13 protein-coding genes are annotated in these 13,833 nt (G+C 52.5%); 9 read left to right on the top strand and 4 right to left on the bottom strand.

Annotated features, from left to right (window positions below; all coding sequences use genetic code 11):
• Window positions 1-71 precede the first annotated feature (71 nt).
• From H9Q10_RS01345 to H9Q10_RS01335, 3 genes are read right to left on the bottom strand one after another with little or no spacing between them, the layout of a single operon-like run.
• On the bottom strand, window positions 72-809 hold the full coding sequence (locus H9Q10_RS01345) for an amino acid ABC transporter ATP-binding protein (RefSeq protein WP_197902238.1): 738 nt from the start codon (window positions 807-809) through the stop codon (window positions 72-74).
• A 1-nt stretch (window position 810) separates the two neighbouring features.
• The gene (locus tag H9Q10_RS01340) at window positions 811-1,479 is read right to left on the bottom strand and encodes an amino acid ABC transporter permease (protein ID WP_197902237.1); all 669 of its coding nucleotides are present in this window, start codon (window positions 1,477-1,479) and stop codon (window positions 811-813) included.
• Entirely contained in the window at window positions 1,469-2,128 is a 660-nt protein-coding gene (locus H9Q10_RS01335; RefSeq protein ID WP_197902360.1) for an amino acid ABC transporter permease, read from the bottom strand. Before H9Q10_RS01335 ends, H9Q10_RS01340 begins: the two co-directional genes overlap by 11 nt.
• A 198-nt stretch (window positions 2,129-2,326) precedes the next feature.
• Between H9Q10_RS01335 and H9Q10_RS01330 the strand changes: the two genes are divergently transcribed.
• The 7 genes from H9Q10_RS01330 to H9Q10_RS01300 all read left to right on the top strand — a co-directional run bounded on the left by H9Q10_RS01330 (window position 2,327) and on the right by H9Q10_RS01300 (window position 9,230).
• Window positions 2,327-3,304, top strand: a complete 978-nt coding sequence (locus tag H9Q10_RS01330; protein ID WP_197902236.1) for a helix-turn-helix transcriptional regulator — start codon at window positions 2,327-2,329, stop codon at window positions 3,302-3,304.
• Between the two features lie 133 nt (window positions 3,305-3,437).
• A complete protein-coding gene (locus H9Q10_RS01325; RefSeq protein WP_197902235.1) occupies window positions 3,438-5,507 on the top strand; it encodes an AAA family ATPase in 2,070 nt (689 codons plus the stop codon).
• Between the two features lie 27 nt (window positions 5,508-5,534).
• A complete protein-coding gene (locus tag H9Q10_RS01320) occupies window positions 5,535-6,359 on the top strand; it encodes an SIR2 family NAD-dependent protein deacylase (RefSeq protein ID WP_197902234.1) in 825 nt (274 codons plus the stop codon).
• A 99-nt stretch (window positions 6,360-6,458) separates the two neighbouring features.
• The gene (locus H9Q10_RS01315; RefSeq protein ID WP_197902233.1) at window positions 6,459-7,346 is read left to right on the top strand and encodes an Nmad3 family putative nucleotide modification protein; all 888 of its coding nucleotides are present in this window, start codon (window positions 6,459-6,461) and stop codon (window positions 7,344-7,346) included.
• Window positions 7,343-7,987, top strand: coding sequence for an Nmad2 family putative nucleotide modification protein (locus H9Q10_RS01310; RefSeq protein WP_197902232.1), 645 nt, complete (start codon window positions 7,343-7,345; stop codon window positions 7,985-7,987). Before H9Q10_RS01315 ends, H9Q10_RS01310 begins: the two co-directional genes overlap by 4 nt.
• A 40-nt stretch (window positions 7,988-8,027) precedes the next feature.
• Window positions 8,028-8,780, top strand: a complete 753-nt coding sequence (locus H9Q10_RS01305; RefSeq protein ID WP_238480107.1) for a PP2C family protein-serine/threonine phosphatase — start codon at window positions 8,028-8,030, stop codon at window positions 8,778-8,780.
• Window positions 8,781-8,912: 132 nt separating this feature from the next.
• Window positions 8,913-9,230, top strand: a complete 318-nt coding sequence (locus H9Q10_RS01300; protein WP_197902231.1) for a hypothetical protein — start codon at window positions 8,913-8,915, stop codon at window positions 9,228-9,230.
• Between the two features lie 241 nt (window positions 9,231-9,471).
• Here the strand turns inward: H9Q10_RS01300 and H9Q10_RS01295 are convergent, their stop codons facing one another.
• The gene (locus H9Q10_RS01295) at window positions 9,472-10,287 is read right to left on the bottom strand and encodes a factor H binding protein domain-containing protein (RefSeq protein WP_197902230.1); all 816 of its coding nucleotides are present in this window, start codon (window positions 10,285-10,287) and stop codon (window positions 9,472-9,474) included.
• A gap of 411 nt (window positions 10,288-10,698) precedes the next feature.
• On the opposite strand from H9Q10_RS01295, the gene H9Q10_RS01290 reads away from it, so the two are divergent.
• Together H9Q10_RS01290 and aldA are read left to right on the top strand one after the other, a co-directional pair.
• Complete coding sequence (locus H9Q10_RS01290) at window positions 10,699-12,138, top strand: surface lipoprotein assembly modifier (RefSeq protein ID WP_197902229.1); 1,440 nt, start codon at window positions 10,699-10,701, stop codon at window positions 12,136-12,138.
• Between the two features lie 188 nt (window positions 12,139-12,326).
• A complete protein-coding gene (gene aldA / locus H9Q10_RS01285; RefSeq protein ID WP_197902228.1) occupies window positions 12,327-13,769 on the top strand; it encodes an aldehyde dehydrogenase in 1,443 nt (480 codons plus the stop codon).
• Window positions 13,770-13,833 lie beyond the last annotated feature (64 nt).

Raw genomic sequence — 13,833 nt, 5'->3', positions numbered from 1 at the left:
TTAAGAGGCTACCTGAAAAAGGCTACCTAAAAATTGAATGCGGCAAGGCCGATAGCGCCTGCCCGCCACCATCAAATCGAAAAATCCATACCGCTGAGAAACTGCTGGGCGCGGCCGCTTTCCGGCTTGGTGAAGAAGCGGTCCGGCGTGCTTTCCTCGATGATGCGGCCGTGATCCATAAACACAATCCGGTCGGCCACCTTGGCGGCAAACTCCATTTCGTGGGTCACAATCAGCATGCTCATGCCCTCGCGCGCCAGCTCCAGCACCACGTCCAACACCTCGCGCACCATCTCCGGATCGAGCGCGGCGGTGATTTCGTCGAGCAGGATCACTTCCGGATTCATACACAGCGCGCGCACGATGGCGATGCGCTGCTTCTGCCCGCCGGAAAGCTCGCGCGGGAAGGCCGTTTTGCGGTTGAGCAGGCCCACGCGGGCGAGCAGCTTGTCGGCCTGCGCCTCCACTTCCTCACGGCGGCGCCCCTGCGCCTTCATCGGGCCGAGCAGGATGTTGTCGATCACATTCATGTGGGCAAACAGCTCATAGCTCTGAAACACCATGCCCACCTTCTGCCGCGCGGTTTCCCACGGCACATTCTTGCCGAATTCGCCCACGCCTTCCATTTCGATGCTGCCGCCCTGGTGCGGCTCCAGGCCGTTGATGCAGCGCAACAGCGAGCTTTTGCCGCTGCCCGACGGCCCCAAAATCACCACCACCTCGCCTTTCTCCAGGCTCAAATCCAACTCTTGCAACACGATGGTGTTGCCGTAGCCCTTGCGCAGGTGGCGCACGTTCAGCAAAGCCATATCAGCTCTCCCATTTCTTTTCCAGGTAGCCCGCCAGCAGCGAAAGCGGCCAGCAGCACAAGAAATACAGTATGAAAATCAGGCCATACACCCAAAACGAAGCGTTTGGCATGGTGAGCAGCGAATTCTCGATAATCTGCTGCCCCACCTTCACCACTTCCACCACACCGATCAGCGCGGCCAGCGAGCTGGTTTTTACCATGCGCGTGAACAAGTTAATCGCCCCCGGCAGCGCCCGCTGCACGCTCTGCGGCAGCTCGATATACCAAAATACCTGCCGCCGGTTCAGCCCCAGCGCTTTGGCCGATTCCACCTGATGCCTTTCAATCGACTCCAGCGCCCCGCGCACCAAATCACCCATCTCACCCGTGCCCCAGAACACAAACACCCAAATGCACACCCAAACGTTGCTCAAATGGATATTCGTCCACGCCGACAGGCCGAAATACAGCACAAACAGCCACACCAGAATCGGCACAATCCGCACCGTTTCCAAATACAGCGTGCACAAAAAGCGCACCAGCGGATGCCGCACCCGCATCAGCAGGCCGAACAGCGTGCCCAACACGCAAGAGAGCGCCACAGACACCAGCGAAATCTTCGCCGTGAGCCACAAGCCCTGCGCCAAACGCGCCGCATTCTGGCCGGCAAACAACCATTCAAGCGCCATATTTCGCCTCCCGCAGCCGCCTTTCGCCATAGCGCGCCAACAGCGACACCGGCAGCAGAATAATCAAGTAGCTGATAAACAGCAGCAGCAGCGCCTCGTTGGTTTTATAGTCCATGCCGATGATGTCTTTGGTCACAAACATCAATTCCGCCACCGCCACCGCGCTCACTACCGAAGTTTCCTTCATCAAAAACAGTACATTCGCCCCCACCGCCGGTACCGACACCGCCCAAGCCTGCGGCAGCACCACAAAACGGAACACCTGCCACGGCTTCAGCCCGATCGCCTTCGCCGCCTCCACCTGCCCCTTCGGCACCGCAAGCAAACCCGCCCGCAGCGCCTCCGACATATAGCTCGCGCCCAAAAACACCAGCGCGATGATGCCGCAGGTGAAGCCGTCCCACCTGATGCCCACCTTCGGCAAGCCGTAATACAGGAAAAACAGCTGGATCAGCAGCGGCGTGTTGCGCGACAGCTCGATATAGGCCCGCGCCGGCCAATACAGCGGCCGCACGCGATAAGCCGTTATCACCGCCACCGCCAGCCCCAGCAAAATCGAGAGCACGATGCTGTAGGCCGAAAGCTTGAGCGTGAGCAGCGCCGCATCGGCAAACTTCGGCGCCACCCGCCAAAAATAAGACCAGTTCATAATCAGCAGAATCCAAAACAGGCGGCCATTATAGAAACGCACACCCGGCTTGGGAAAGAAGCGTTGGCAATATGCTTAGCGGGAAAAGATATAAGGGAAAGGCTACCTGAAAATTTCAGGTAGCCTCATCCAACTGCGAGTTCACATAAAGCCGGCTCACGCTATAATCCCATCCTAATCAAACCCCTCCCGATTACCATGCCGACACGCTCCGAAACGTTCGATACCGCCCTCGTTTATCTCGAAATCCTGCGCATCATTCCCAAAACGCGCTATATCGGCATACAAGACATCTGCCGCCATTTAGACGGCATCGGCATCCGTCGCGATAAACGCACCATCCAGCGCATCATGCACAAATTATGCGAACACTTCGAAATCGAGGCCGACACCCGCAGCAAACCCTACGGCTACCGCTGGAAAAGCCACGCCAAGGGATTGGAAGTTCCTCTGTTGAATGCATCCGAGTCCCTAGTGCTGGCCTTAGCGCAGCAGCAGCTGAAATACCTATTGCCTGCCAACATCATGCACAGCATGGAACCGCTATTCACCCAAGCGCAATATACGCTTCGCTTCGACCGGGCCAGCACCCCCGAACGTGCTTGGCAAAACAAAATCTGCATCGCCCCCACCAGTCAGCCCTTGCTGCCCGCTGCACTGGATCAATCCATTCTCGATACCGTTGGCAGCGCACTGTTTGAAGACCGTATGTTGGAAATTGAATACCGCAACCAATCCGGCATGCAATACGTCCGCCGCGTTATGCCCTTAGCCTTAGTACAGCAAGAACCGGTACTGTATCTGGTGGTCCGTTTCGACGGCTACCGCGATAACCGCCATCTCGCCCTACACCGCATCATTTCAGCCAAACTCCTGCAACGCCCTTTTGAACGACCTTCAGATTTCAACCTGCAGCAATACTTATCCGACGGCCATTTTGGCTTTGGCAGCGGGCAGTCCGTCCGCTTACGCTTCAGCATCCGCCGCGAAGCCGGCTTCCATCTGACCGAAACGCCATTGTCGGCAGATCAGCACATCCTAGCATCAGACAATACCCACTACCGTTTTGAAGCCACTGTTATCGACAGCGCCATGTTGGATTGGTGGCTGGCAAAATTCGGTAACGACGTTTGGGATATCGAAAAACAAGCTCCGGACCTAATACTAAACAAATAAAAGCCGGCGTAACATCAGGATGTCTTCTAAACTCTCCCCTCATCAGGCTACCTGAAAACCGAAAGCGACACAATTTGTCGCAACTGTCAGGATAATGCCTCCTGCACCTCCTTTATTGCAGAAAGGCCGAATCATGACATCAGTAAACCTGAATCCATCCACTCTCAGCCCATACGGTGAACTGCTGGTTTTACGGATATTTTTTGAATTTGGCAAACTAAACAAATTTCTAGTCCGTAACGACTGCTGGGATGACGACGATCTGGCGGCAGCACTAGGTATTCCAACCGAGCTGGAAACAGCCAAAGAGCTGCGCCGCGAATTGAAACACACATTAAAGCAACGTTACCTCCAACTCCGGCAAAACCGTCCCGCTACCAAAGATTGGGCTCTATCCGAACAGAATATCGGCACAATCGGCAAACGGCTGCAGCTGAGTGCCACCGAATTAACCGTTTTGCAGTTGGCTATGCACGTAACGCTGGAATCCGTCTTAGTTACCGCCTTGAACTATCTCGGCCGTCAGCTGTCCCGCCGGCAGGTTGTATCGTTATTGGCCAAACTACTGCGCCAGCCCGCCGACCAAATTCACGCCGCCCTGCTCAAAACCCACAAACTGTGTGGCTATGGTCTGATTAATTTCTGCGACTCTCGCGGGTATAACAGTTTTGATGACTTTGTCAGATGGGGCGACACCCTCAATGCCGACGACGTCTGCCTGCTGCCGTTCGATGAAAAAACTCTGCTCAAAAGCTGCCTGCTCCCCACTACACCGCCCAAATTAGTGTGGTCGCAGTTTGAACACATCGCCACCATGCGAGATCGTATCGCCACCTACCTGCGGCGCACACTCGCTGTACGGCAACCTGGGGTCAACATCTTGCTCTACGGCTCACCCGGCACTGGCAAAACTGAATTTGCCGCCCTGTTGGCACAAGAGGTCGACGTTCCTTGCTATACCCTGCATCATGCCGATCAAGATGATGATGACATGCTGGACAGCGACACTCGCCTGCAAAACTGCATGCTGGCGCAAACTTTGATGGACGGACAGCAGGCATTACTGGTATTCGACGAAATTGAGGACGTATTTTCAGGTAGCCTATTTGAGCGTTCGGTGGCTCAGTCACACAAAGCCTGGGTTAACCACCTGCTCGAAAGCAATACTGTGCCGATGGTGTGGATTTCCAACCATGTTGGCTGCATGGACGACGCCTTCCTACGCCGCTTCGACATCGTACTGCATATGCCTGATTTGCCAGTGCAACACAAAGCTGGCCTAATTCGCACCCTATCCGGCGGGCGGCTAGACGAAACACAAATTAATGCGTTATCCAAACAAGACGGCCTTACTCCAGCCGTACTGGAACGCGGTTTCAAAGTAGCTGCCGGTTTGGGAGACAGTCAAGAAACCTTCGCTAGCCATGCCGTTGCCCTATTCAACCAAACCTTAAAAGCACAAGGCCGGCATCAAATCAGCCTACCCTCCCCCACACATGCCGCCTACTCTTTAGACTGGATCGCCTGCGACAGCGACATACATGCCGTCAGCAGCGGCCTAATTACACATAAAAAAGGCCGTATCTGCTGTTACGGTGCGCCAGGCACCGGCAAAACCGCCTGGGCAAACTGGCTCGGAGAGCAAGCTGACCTCCCCGTATTGTTTCGCCATGGTTCGGATTTGCTTGGCAAATACGTCGGCGAAACTGAACAGAACATTGCCAACGCTTTCGAGCAAGCCAAAGAGCAGGAGATGCTACTGGTGCTAGACGAAGTGGATAGTTTCCTATTTACCCGTGACGGTGCCGCCCACAGTTGGGAGCGCAGCATGGTCAACGAAATGCTAACCCAGATCGAACGTTTCGATGGCCTGTTGGTGGTTTCCACCAACCTGATGCATAGCCTTGATGCCGCAGCCCTACGCCGTTTCGACCTGAAACTGCATTTTGGCTACCTCAGCCCGCAGCAAGTTATTGGTCTAGCAAAAGAGCAAGCAGCCCTACTGGGTCTGCCGTCCATCGGTGCAGCCGAGCAAGGCTACCTGAAAACCCTCACCAACCTGACACCCGGTGATTTTGCTGCCACCGCCAGACGGCACCGTTTCGCCCCTTTTACCAGCACCGCTGCCTGGATAGCCGCCCTGCAGAGCGAATCTATCCTCAAATCCGACAGCACACCGAAGCGCATTGGCTTCATTGCTTAATTTTCTGACCCACGCAGGGAAAACTCTATGATGTATGAAAAAATCCGGCAAGCCGCCACCTATATCCGCCAAGCCGATTCCCTCATCATTACCGCCGGTGCCGGCATCGGTATCGACTCCGGGCTGCCCGACTTTCGCGGTATCGATGGTTTCTGGCGCGCTTTCCCCCCGCTACGCCGTTTGGGCAAAAACTTCCAAAACATGGCCACCCCCGACTTATTTCGTACCGACCCGCATCTGGCCTGGGGTTTCTATGGCTGGCGGCTCAACAGCTACCGCCACACCGAGCCGCATCAGGGCTTCCATCTTCTGAAACAATGGGCCGACAGCAAGATACACGGCGCATTCATCTTCACCAGCAATGTGGACGGCCAATTCCAAAAAGCCGGTTTCCCCGACAACCGCATCATCGCCTGCCACGGTAGCATCCACGATTTGCAATGCACCGGCCACTGCCATGACCAAACTTGGCCAGCCGACAGCTTCGTGCCGCAGGTGGACGAACAGACCTGCCGGCTGCAAAACAGCCTGCCAGTTTGTCCGCGATGCGGTGCTCTCGCTCACCCCAACATCCTCATGTTTGACGATTGGGAATGGCTGGAGGAGCCAACCATGATGCGGCTTCGCCAGTTTGAGCAATGGCTACCTGAAATCCAACGACCCGTCATCATCGAAGTCGGTGCCGGCTCCGCCATCCCCACCGTACGACGTTTCTCCGACCGTATCGCACGCCGTCTGCACGCTCCACTGATCCGCATTAATCCCGATGAAGCTCAAGTCGGCCAAGAACATCATATCGGGCTGGCGATGGGCGGATTGGCAGCATTGCAGAGATGTGCCTGTTTCCTATGACGTAGTAAGTAGCGGAGAAGCACCAGGGGGGAATGTTAAAATAACATCGATTAACAATAATGACGTATGATTTCCTCTATCCTAGCGAAAGGTTAAACCATGAAACTTATTTTTTCACGCAAAGGCTTCGATAGTTCGGCTGGCGGTATACCAAGCCCCATCCTCCCTGATGGAAGAATGGTGTCTCTACCCATACCAGCCAACCCGTACGACAAGAAAACCTTGCATGACGTTTATCTAGATGGCATTGATATTCATCAAATGGTTGATGATTTATCCGGCGGAAAGGCACCAGAACACATACATTTAGATCCGGATCTCAGGCGGCATCCCCAGCAAACACCTCCCTATTGGCGACCTGCATTCGGGCAGGTAAATGCTGCGCAAACCCATTTAAATAACCATCAAGTTGGCATAGACGATGTTTTCCTATTTTTTGGCTGGTTTAAAGAAGTAGAGTTATCATCAACAGGACGATGGCAATATAAAAAAGCCGCTCCTGATATTCAAGTTATGTTCGGCTGGCTTGAAATAGGGGAAATTTTCAACACCATTAAGGATAGGGCTCAGGCATTATCGAAATATCCTTGGCTAATCGAACACCCTCATTTTAATCAGGAAAACTATAAACACCCTAGCAATACAGTTTATCTTGCCAAAGATAAATCGGCATATTCGGATAAAGCATTATACGGTGGCGGAGTATTTCCATCTTTTTCTCCTGCTTTACAATTAACAAAAAACGGTATGGGACGTAGCGTTTGGCAATTGCCGGAATGGTTTTATCCAGTTGATGATCATGCCTTATCATATCATTCAAATTTGGACTACTGGAAATGCTCCGATGACCCTAAATATGTTGTACTTCATAGCGCCAAACGGGGGCAAGAATTTATCATTGACGGCGCATACTATCCCCAGTTAGAAAACTGGTTTGCTAGTATTATCAAAAACCACTCTAGTACTATTAAGGACTCTGAACTATGAAATTAGAACTTAACAGTAATAATCGTCTTTACACCTATAAAGTTGCCTACGATTTCGGAACTGCTCCAAATCCTGATTTTAATACTTGCACTTTGGCTATCTGTAAGCCAGCAATACGTCGGACGGCTAAAGTGGGAGATATTATTGTTGGTTTGGATTGTCGTAAAAACCAGGATCGCCTTATCTATTGCATGCAAGTTGATGAGGTTTTAACATGGCCAGAATATGTTGCGCGCTGCGAAATGGATAAATCTCTAAACAGAAAAATTCCAAAGAATAAAAATGATGCAGGAGACTGTATATGGATAGAAGAAAGATTTGAAAGTTATGAACCCTTGCCATCATGGTCTGGGCACGGTCAAAACGAATTTAATTCAGATGTTTTAACAGGGAAAAACGTATTATTAGGCAAAAAATTCTGGTATTTCGGGAAAGGGGATAAATATGATATCCGCCTGCCTGAAAAACTGCTTGATATCATTCCTAACCGAGGGCATCGTTCCAATTCCAATAATGAATATAAAGAAACTTTCATTGCTTTCTTCAATATGGTTTTGGATAAAGAAAAAATTCCTCTCGGGAAAAATGGCACACCTAAGAATGCCCCGCAAAACCAAACTGAACAAAAGAAATGCTCTTAACTTCTAAGCTATTCGATAGGAGGAACTGAGTTACACAATAATGATCACCATGTTCCAGCTAGCTTATTTCCAAATGGCCGGCGCCGGCAAAACGCGCAATCAGGATGCCCTATTTGATGGCACGGCAGTAAGGCAAGTAAGACTACACAAAACCCGTTTGTCCGAAACAGCCGATACTGTTCGGCTGGCGGTCGCCGACGGTGTATTCAACAGCCCGGCCGCACATCTGGCTAGCCGTTTTTGGATGGAAGCATTTGCCCGTGAAGGCGATGCTGAAGGCCGTTTCCTACGGTGGCTGCATGGCAGTTTCTGTGACAAGCTGGCAGCTGAATATTTCGGCTCGGCCTCCACTTTTGCCTCGGCAGTGATTGAAACAGGCGGTTTATGCCGTATCTGCAATGTCGGCGATAGCCGCGTTTATCATATATCTGCCAACGGCTGCTGGCAGCAGATAAGCCACGATCACACGGTGCTGGCCGATTTAATTGAACAGGGAGAAGCGCGAGCAGATACCGAATATGCTGGCATCTACTACGCTTTAGCACACTGCCTGACTGCGGACTACGAAGAAGACCACTTTCAAATATTTACTACATCGTTCACCCTGCGGGCAGGAGAAGCCGTTTTAATCTGCACCGACGGCTTACACGATGCCCTGCCTCACAACCGCCTGGAAGCATTGTGGGGCGCATTTCAGTCTTTGCCCGATAAACTGGAAGCTTTACGCCGTGCCGTCAAACGGGATCCCTTGCATGATGATTGCTCGGTAGCAGTATGCCTGCTGCCCAGTTAGCTGCTGGCAGTGCTGTATTGCACTCGGTTTGATGGAAGCTTAGAATACTGACAGACGTTTTATTTCTCACAGTTATGCTGATACTTTCCAGCTTGTTTCCGCTTTTCATTTTTCAATACGTAGGAGAAAACAATGCCTGATATTACTTTACCTCGCGATTGGGTGTGCAACGGTAGGGAGTTGAAACCAAGAAGTGGTGGCACGTCTAGGGAAACCTGGGTTTTCGATGGCCGGGAAATCAAGCCCAAAACCGGCGGAACCTCTAGGGATACTTGGCTTTTTGATGGTCGTGAATTAAAACCCAAAACTGGCGGAACTTCTCGTGATGTCTGGGTTATCGATCGAGACAAGTTAAAACCGAAAACCGGTGGTAGCAGTAAAGATACCTACAATCTGAATGAAGAGCCGATTTTGGTCGCATTTGCCCAACTGATTTTGAAGCTCTGGTAGTACCAATAATTAGCTAAATGCTCAAATAAATCTAGAATATTATGCTCTTAGATCATTTCTGAGAGGTCAACTTTATTTTGCCACAAGCCGAGTTCTGCATGATGCAGAACTCGGCTTTACTGTATCGGTTAGCAACTCAGTCTGTGGCTATCTGTAAAAGCATTGGGATGTTTTAATTCGTTCAACTCCAACTTTCAGGTAGCCTTCCTTATTGCCAGATTAAGCGTTAGGGGTTGGGAAATCAGTTGGTTCTGCTGCCGGCAAAACCGATGTCGTGATTTTGATCGCCAGTGAAGTTGTAAGCTTTGCCGGCTATTTCCGCTCCGTTTGGGCCGTAGACGTTGAGCTCGTAATGGCCGGAACCTTTGCTGGCGGAATCGGCTGTGCCGCGGATGCCCACGCCGGGATCCAAATTGCCTTCGCGCAGATTAATGTTGCCGAAGCCATGCAGGCCGGTGATGGAGCCGGAGCCGGTGCGGTTGCCGAAGTTGATGTTGTAGTTCAGCCGGCCTTGCGGCTCGCCGTTGGTGCGCCGGTCGTCCAGGCCGGAGAAAGCGTGGCCTTGGTAATTGATGATGCCGGTGTTGGGCAGTTGGGCAACGGGCGTTACCTCGCCTTGGATACTTCTGATTCTGAATTCATTGAGCTGTGGAGCCAGTTGATGGCCGGCGTTGTCGTAACGGTGCTCGATTTGCGCACCAACAACGGCGGTATAAGCGCGTTTGTACACGCCCAGTTTGCCGTCTTCGATTGCCCTGGTGCCGTTATCGGCTTTCAGCACATAGCTGAAATCGGAGAGGCGGTTTTGGAAGTTATAACTGATATCAAGGTTGTTGCCGTTGCGGTAAGTACGGCCGTTGATGTCGATGGTGTCTGCTGTTTGGCCGTTGGCATGCAGGATGCCGTTGCGGGCGCTATTATCGACTGTGACAGTGGCTTTACCGTGTGGCTTGGGCGTAAACGGGTCGGTAACCGCCCGAGCCAAACCACCGCCTGCGCCGCAGCCGCCGAGCGAAAAGGCGGTCAGCATAATGTAAAGTAAATGATGTTTTTTCATAACAAATTCCTTTCTTTCTCTTGCATAGATTGCTATTAAAGCTGCTACAGTATAACAATGAAAATAATATAAATTCTGATTAATATCAAATTGCTGCATTTGAAGATTGTAAATAGAAAAATATTAAAAGTTAGTTTTTGTAAGCAACTTTGTATGGTTATTTGTAAGAGAAATTAGCATTTCCCATTCCGCGAAACTATTTTCAACCAAGCCTAACTCAGCAGGAATCCAGTAAAAATCGACCTGCTTTGTACACAAAATTTTCCATACAGCAAGAGACGTTTTGTCTAGAACCTGCTCTTTGCCTTATTTTGCAAATGTTAAATTAAGTTGTGCAGACTGGCGGTTTGAGAAAAAGGAATCGGCTATAATCCGCCCGTTTTGTGATTTGTTGCTAAGGAAAGCCGTTTGATGAGCATAAAAAGAAAGTATGGCTGGGGCGCGTGTTTGCTGGCATTGCCTTTTCAGGTAGCCTTGGCCGCGCCGCCGGAAACCGAGCCGGACACCAGCTTCGATATCACGCCGGTGGCCGCGCCCAAGGCGGAAAGCCCGCCCGCGCCCGCCGCGCCGCAAGACGGCCGGCTCAATATGAGCCGCGAGGAGCTGCTGCGCCAGCCCGAGCTGCTGCAACAGGCTTTGAGCTATGCTGTGCTCACCAACAACAGCGAAGGCGTGGCGCTGCTGCTGCCGATTTATTTGGAAACGCCCGGGCCGCACGACGCACTGCTGGTGGCGCTGGCGCAGGCGATTGTGGCGCGGGCGGAAGGCAACTACCACCGCGCCATCAGCCTCTACCGCGCCGCGCTGGAGGCTGATCCCGATATGCCGCCCGTGCGGCTGGCGCTGGCGCAAGCCTTGTTTGAAAACATGGCGGATAAAGACGCGCGGCAGGAAATCGAGCGCTTCCAACAAACACCCGGCCTGGCACCCGAATTGAAGCAGCTCGGCGACCAATACCTGCAGGCGCTGGACAAGCGCAACAGCTGGTCGTTTTACGGCTCGGTGAATTATGTTCGCGACAGCAATGTGAACAACTCCAACAACCGCAAAGGTGCGGCCTGGAGCCGTGTGGATACGCCAGAATCGGCGCAAGGTTTTGCCTACCGTGTAGGAGCCTCGCGCGATTGGAACATACATGGCAACCTTTATTGGCGGCTGGGTTTCCATAATTATGGTTGGTATTATTGGGACAACCACAAATATGATTTTCATGTTTCCCGCATTGCCGCTGGCCCAACCTACAAAACCGCCCGTGCCGAAGCTTCCGTTACCCCATATTTCGAACGCCAATGGGCGGGAACCGATTATGCTCGGGAGCAAACGCGCAAGTATTTGCGAGAAACGGGTGTGCGGGTCGACTGGCAATATTGGCTCACGCCACGGCATAAAATATTGACAGCATTGGAGCTGGGCGAGCAACAGTATGATGTCCGGCACCGGCTCGATGGCGACAGCTATACCGCTTCCGGCACTTGGCTGTATGTGCGCAAACCCACCCAATACTTCACTTTCGGCGTGGACTGGTCGCGCAAATTGGCGGAGCAAAGCCCGATGGAAACGTACACCCGCAAGGGGTTGCGAGTGGGCTGGACGCAGCAATGGGGCTGGGGCTTGACCACTTCAGCCTCTCTTGGCGGCGGGCTGCGCGATTATGATGCCCCGTGGTGGGGAGGGGCAGCTCCTCGGCAAGACCGTGAATTGAATGCCAGCGTGCTGATATCCCACCGCAAACTCCAGTTTGCCGGCATCACGCCGCAGCTGGTGGGCATATGGCAACGGACAAACAGCAACAATCCCCTTTTCTCTTTCAGCAAAGGCAATGCATTTATCCAGTTTGGCCGGTCATTTTGAGGGTTAGCTTAACAGCCAACTTGATTGATGTAAGAGGCTACCTGAAAAATCAGCGAAAGGATTTTTCAGGTAGCCTTAATTATTTGTTGTAGCGATAAATAATGGCAAAATAAGCTTGCCGATTCGCTCTGTCCGAGCGTAAACTGACTATGCCGATGTCGGCATAAAACAATTTGAAGGAGAGCGAAATGAGACAACTATCCATGTATATCGACGGCCGTTTTGAAACCGGTTTCCAAGGGGAATGGCGCGAGGTGTTGAATCCATCCACCGAAGCAGTCATTGCCCGCGAACCTAAAGGCAGCAGGGCAGATGTTGACCGCGCCGTCACCGCAGCACGCAAGGCACAACCCGCATGGGAACGTTTGCCCGCCATCGAACGCGGCGCATATCTGCGCAAAATCGCCCAAGGTATACGCGACCGTGCAGACGAACTAACCGACATTATCGTGGCCGAAGGCGGTAAAACCAAAGACCTGGCGCGCGTGGAAGTCATGTTCACCGCCGACTATCTCGATTACCAGGCGGAATGGGCGCGTCGTTATGAAGGCGAAATCATCCAGAGCGACCGCCCGCGCGAGAATATTTTGCTCTTCAAGCGCCCGCTCGGCGTTATCGCCGGCATTCTGCCGTGGAATTTCCCCTTCTTCCTGATTGCCCGAAAAATGGGCCCCGCCTTGGTAACGGGCAACACCATCGTCATCAAACCCAGCAGCGTTACCCCAATCAACTGCCACGTTTTCGCCGAAATCGTTGATGCCGTTGGCTTGCCCGCAGGCGTGTTTAACGTTGTGAACGGGCCGGGCGCAGAAATCGGCAATGCCTTATCCGCCCACCCGCAAGTCGATATGGTCAGCCTAACCGGTTCCGTCGAGGCCGGCCGGCAAGTGATGGAGGCTGCTTCTGCCAATATCACCAAAGTTTCGTTGGAACTCGGCGGTAAAGCTCCTGCTATCGTCTTGAAAGACGCCGATTTGGACTTGGCGGTTAAATCCATCCTCGCCTCACGCGTGGGCAATACCGGACAAATCTGTAACTGCGCCGAGCGCGTTTACGTTCACAGCAGCCTGAAAGACGCGTTCATCGAAAAAATGACCGCCGCCATGAAGGGTGTGCGTTACGGCAATCCCGCCGAAGCCGAAGCAGGCACGCTGGAAATGGGGCCGCTGATTGAAGAACGCGCCGTCAAAGCCGTTGCCGAAAAAGTCGAACGCGCCGTCAAACAAGGGGCAACCCTCGTATGCGGCGGCAAACGCGCCGAAGGACGCGGCTATTTCTTCGAACCAACCCTGCTTGTCGATGCCGACAATAGCATGGACATCATGAAAGAAGAAACCTTCGGCCCCGTCCTGCCTGTTGCCACCTTCGACACCCTCGACCAAGTCATTGCTTGGGCAAACGACTGCGAATACGGCCTCACCAGCTCCGTCTATACCACAAATCTGAATGAAGCTTTCTACGTTACCCGCCGCTTGCAATTCGGTGAAACCTACATCAACCGCGAAAACTTCGAAGCCATGCAAGGCTTCCACGCCGGCTGGAAAAAATCCGGCATCGGCGGAGCCGACGGCAAACACGGTTTGGAAGAATACCTGCAAACGCAGGTGGTTTATCTCGAAACCGATATTTAGTTAGGAAATTTCCTTGATGGCAGGCTACCTGAAAATAACGATTCAATGAAATAAACTGCAGCAC

Origin of the sequence: Eikenella glucosivorans, from assembly GCF_016025525.2 — a bacterium.
Lineage (GTDB): Bacteria > Pseudomonadota > Gammaproteobacteria > Burkholderiales > Neisseriaceae > Eikenella > Eikenella glucosivorans.
This window is presented reverse-complemented; position numbering and strand designations above follow the sequence as displayed.

What these genes read in the sequence shown, in the direction of transcription:
- H9Q10_RS01345 (WP_197902238.1), bottom strand. Translation starts at nt 809, where the DNA reads ATGGCTTTGCTGAACGTGCGCCACCTGCGCAAGGGCTACGGCAACACC.
- H9Q10_RS01340 (WP_197902237.1), bottom strand. Translation starts at nt 1,479, where the DNA reads ATGGCGCTTGAATGGTTGTTTGCCGGCCAGAATGCGGCGCGTTTGGCG.
- H9Q10_RS01335 (WP_197902360.1), bottom strand. Translation starts at nt 2,128, where the DNA reads ATGAACTGGTCTTATTTTTGGCGGGTGGCGCCGAAGTTTGCCGATGCG.
- H9Q10_RS01330 (WP_197902236.1), top strand. Translation starts at nt 2,327, where the DNA reads ATGCCGACACGCTCCGAAACGTTCGATACCGCCCTCGTTTATCTCGAA.
- H9Q10_RS01325 (WP_197902235.1), top strand. Translation starts at nt 3,438, where the DNA reads ATGACATCAGTAAACCTGAATCCATCCACTCTCAGCCCATACGGTGAA.
- H9Q10_RS01320 (WP_197902234.1), top strand. Translation starts at nt 5,535, where the DNA reads ATGATGTATGAAAAAATCCGGCAAGCCGCCACCTATATCCGCCAAGCC.
- H9Q10_RS01315 (WP_197902233.1), top strand. Translation starts at nt 6,459, where the DNA reads ATGAAACTTATTTTTTCACGCAAAGGCTTCGATAGTTCGGCTGGCGGT.
- H9Q10_RS01310 (WP_197902232.1), top strand. Translation starts at nt 7,343, where the DNA reads ATGAAATTAGAACTTAACAGTAATAATCGTCTTTACACCTATAAAGTT.
- H9Q10_RS01305 (WP_238480107.1), top strand. Translation starts at nt 8,028, where the DNA reads ATGATCACCATGTTCCAGCTAGCTTATTTCCAAATGGCCGGCGCCGGC.
- H9Q10_RS01300 (WP_197902231.1), top strand. Translation starts at nt 8,913, where the DNA reads ATGCCTGATATTACTTTACCTCGCGATTGGGTGTGCAACGGTAGGGAG.
- H9Q10_RS01295 (WP_197902230.1), bottom strand. Translation starts at nt 10,287, where the DNA reads ATGAAAAAACATCATTTACTTTACATTATGCTGACCGCCTTTTCGCTC.
- H9Q10_RS01290 (WP_197902229.1), top strand. Translation starts at nt 10,699, where the DNA reads ATGAGCATAAAAAGAAAGTATGGCTGGGGCGCGTGTTTGCTGGCATTG.
- aldA (WP_197902228.1), top strand. Translation starts at nt 12,327, where the DNA reads ATGAGACAACTATCCATGTATATCGACGGCCGTTTTGAAACCGGTTTC.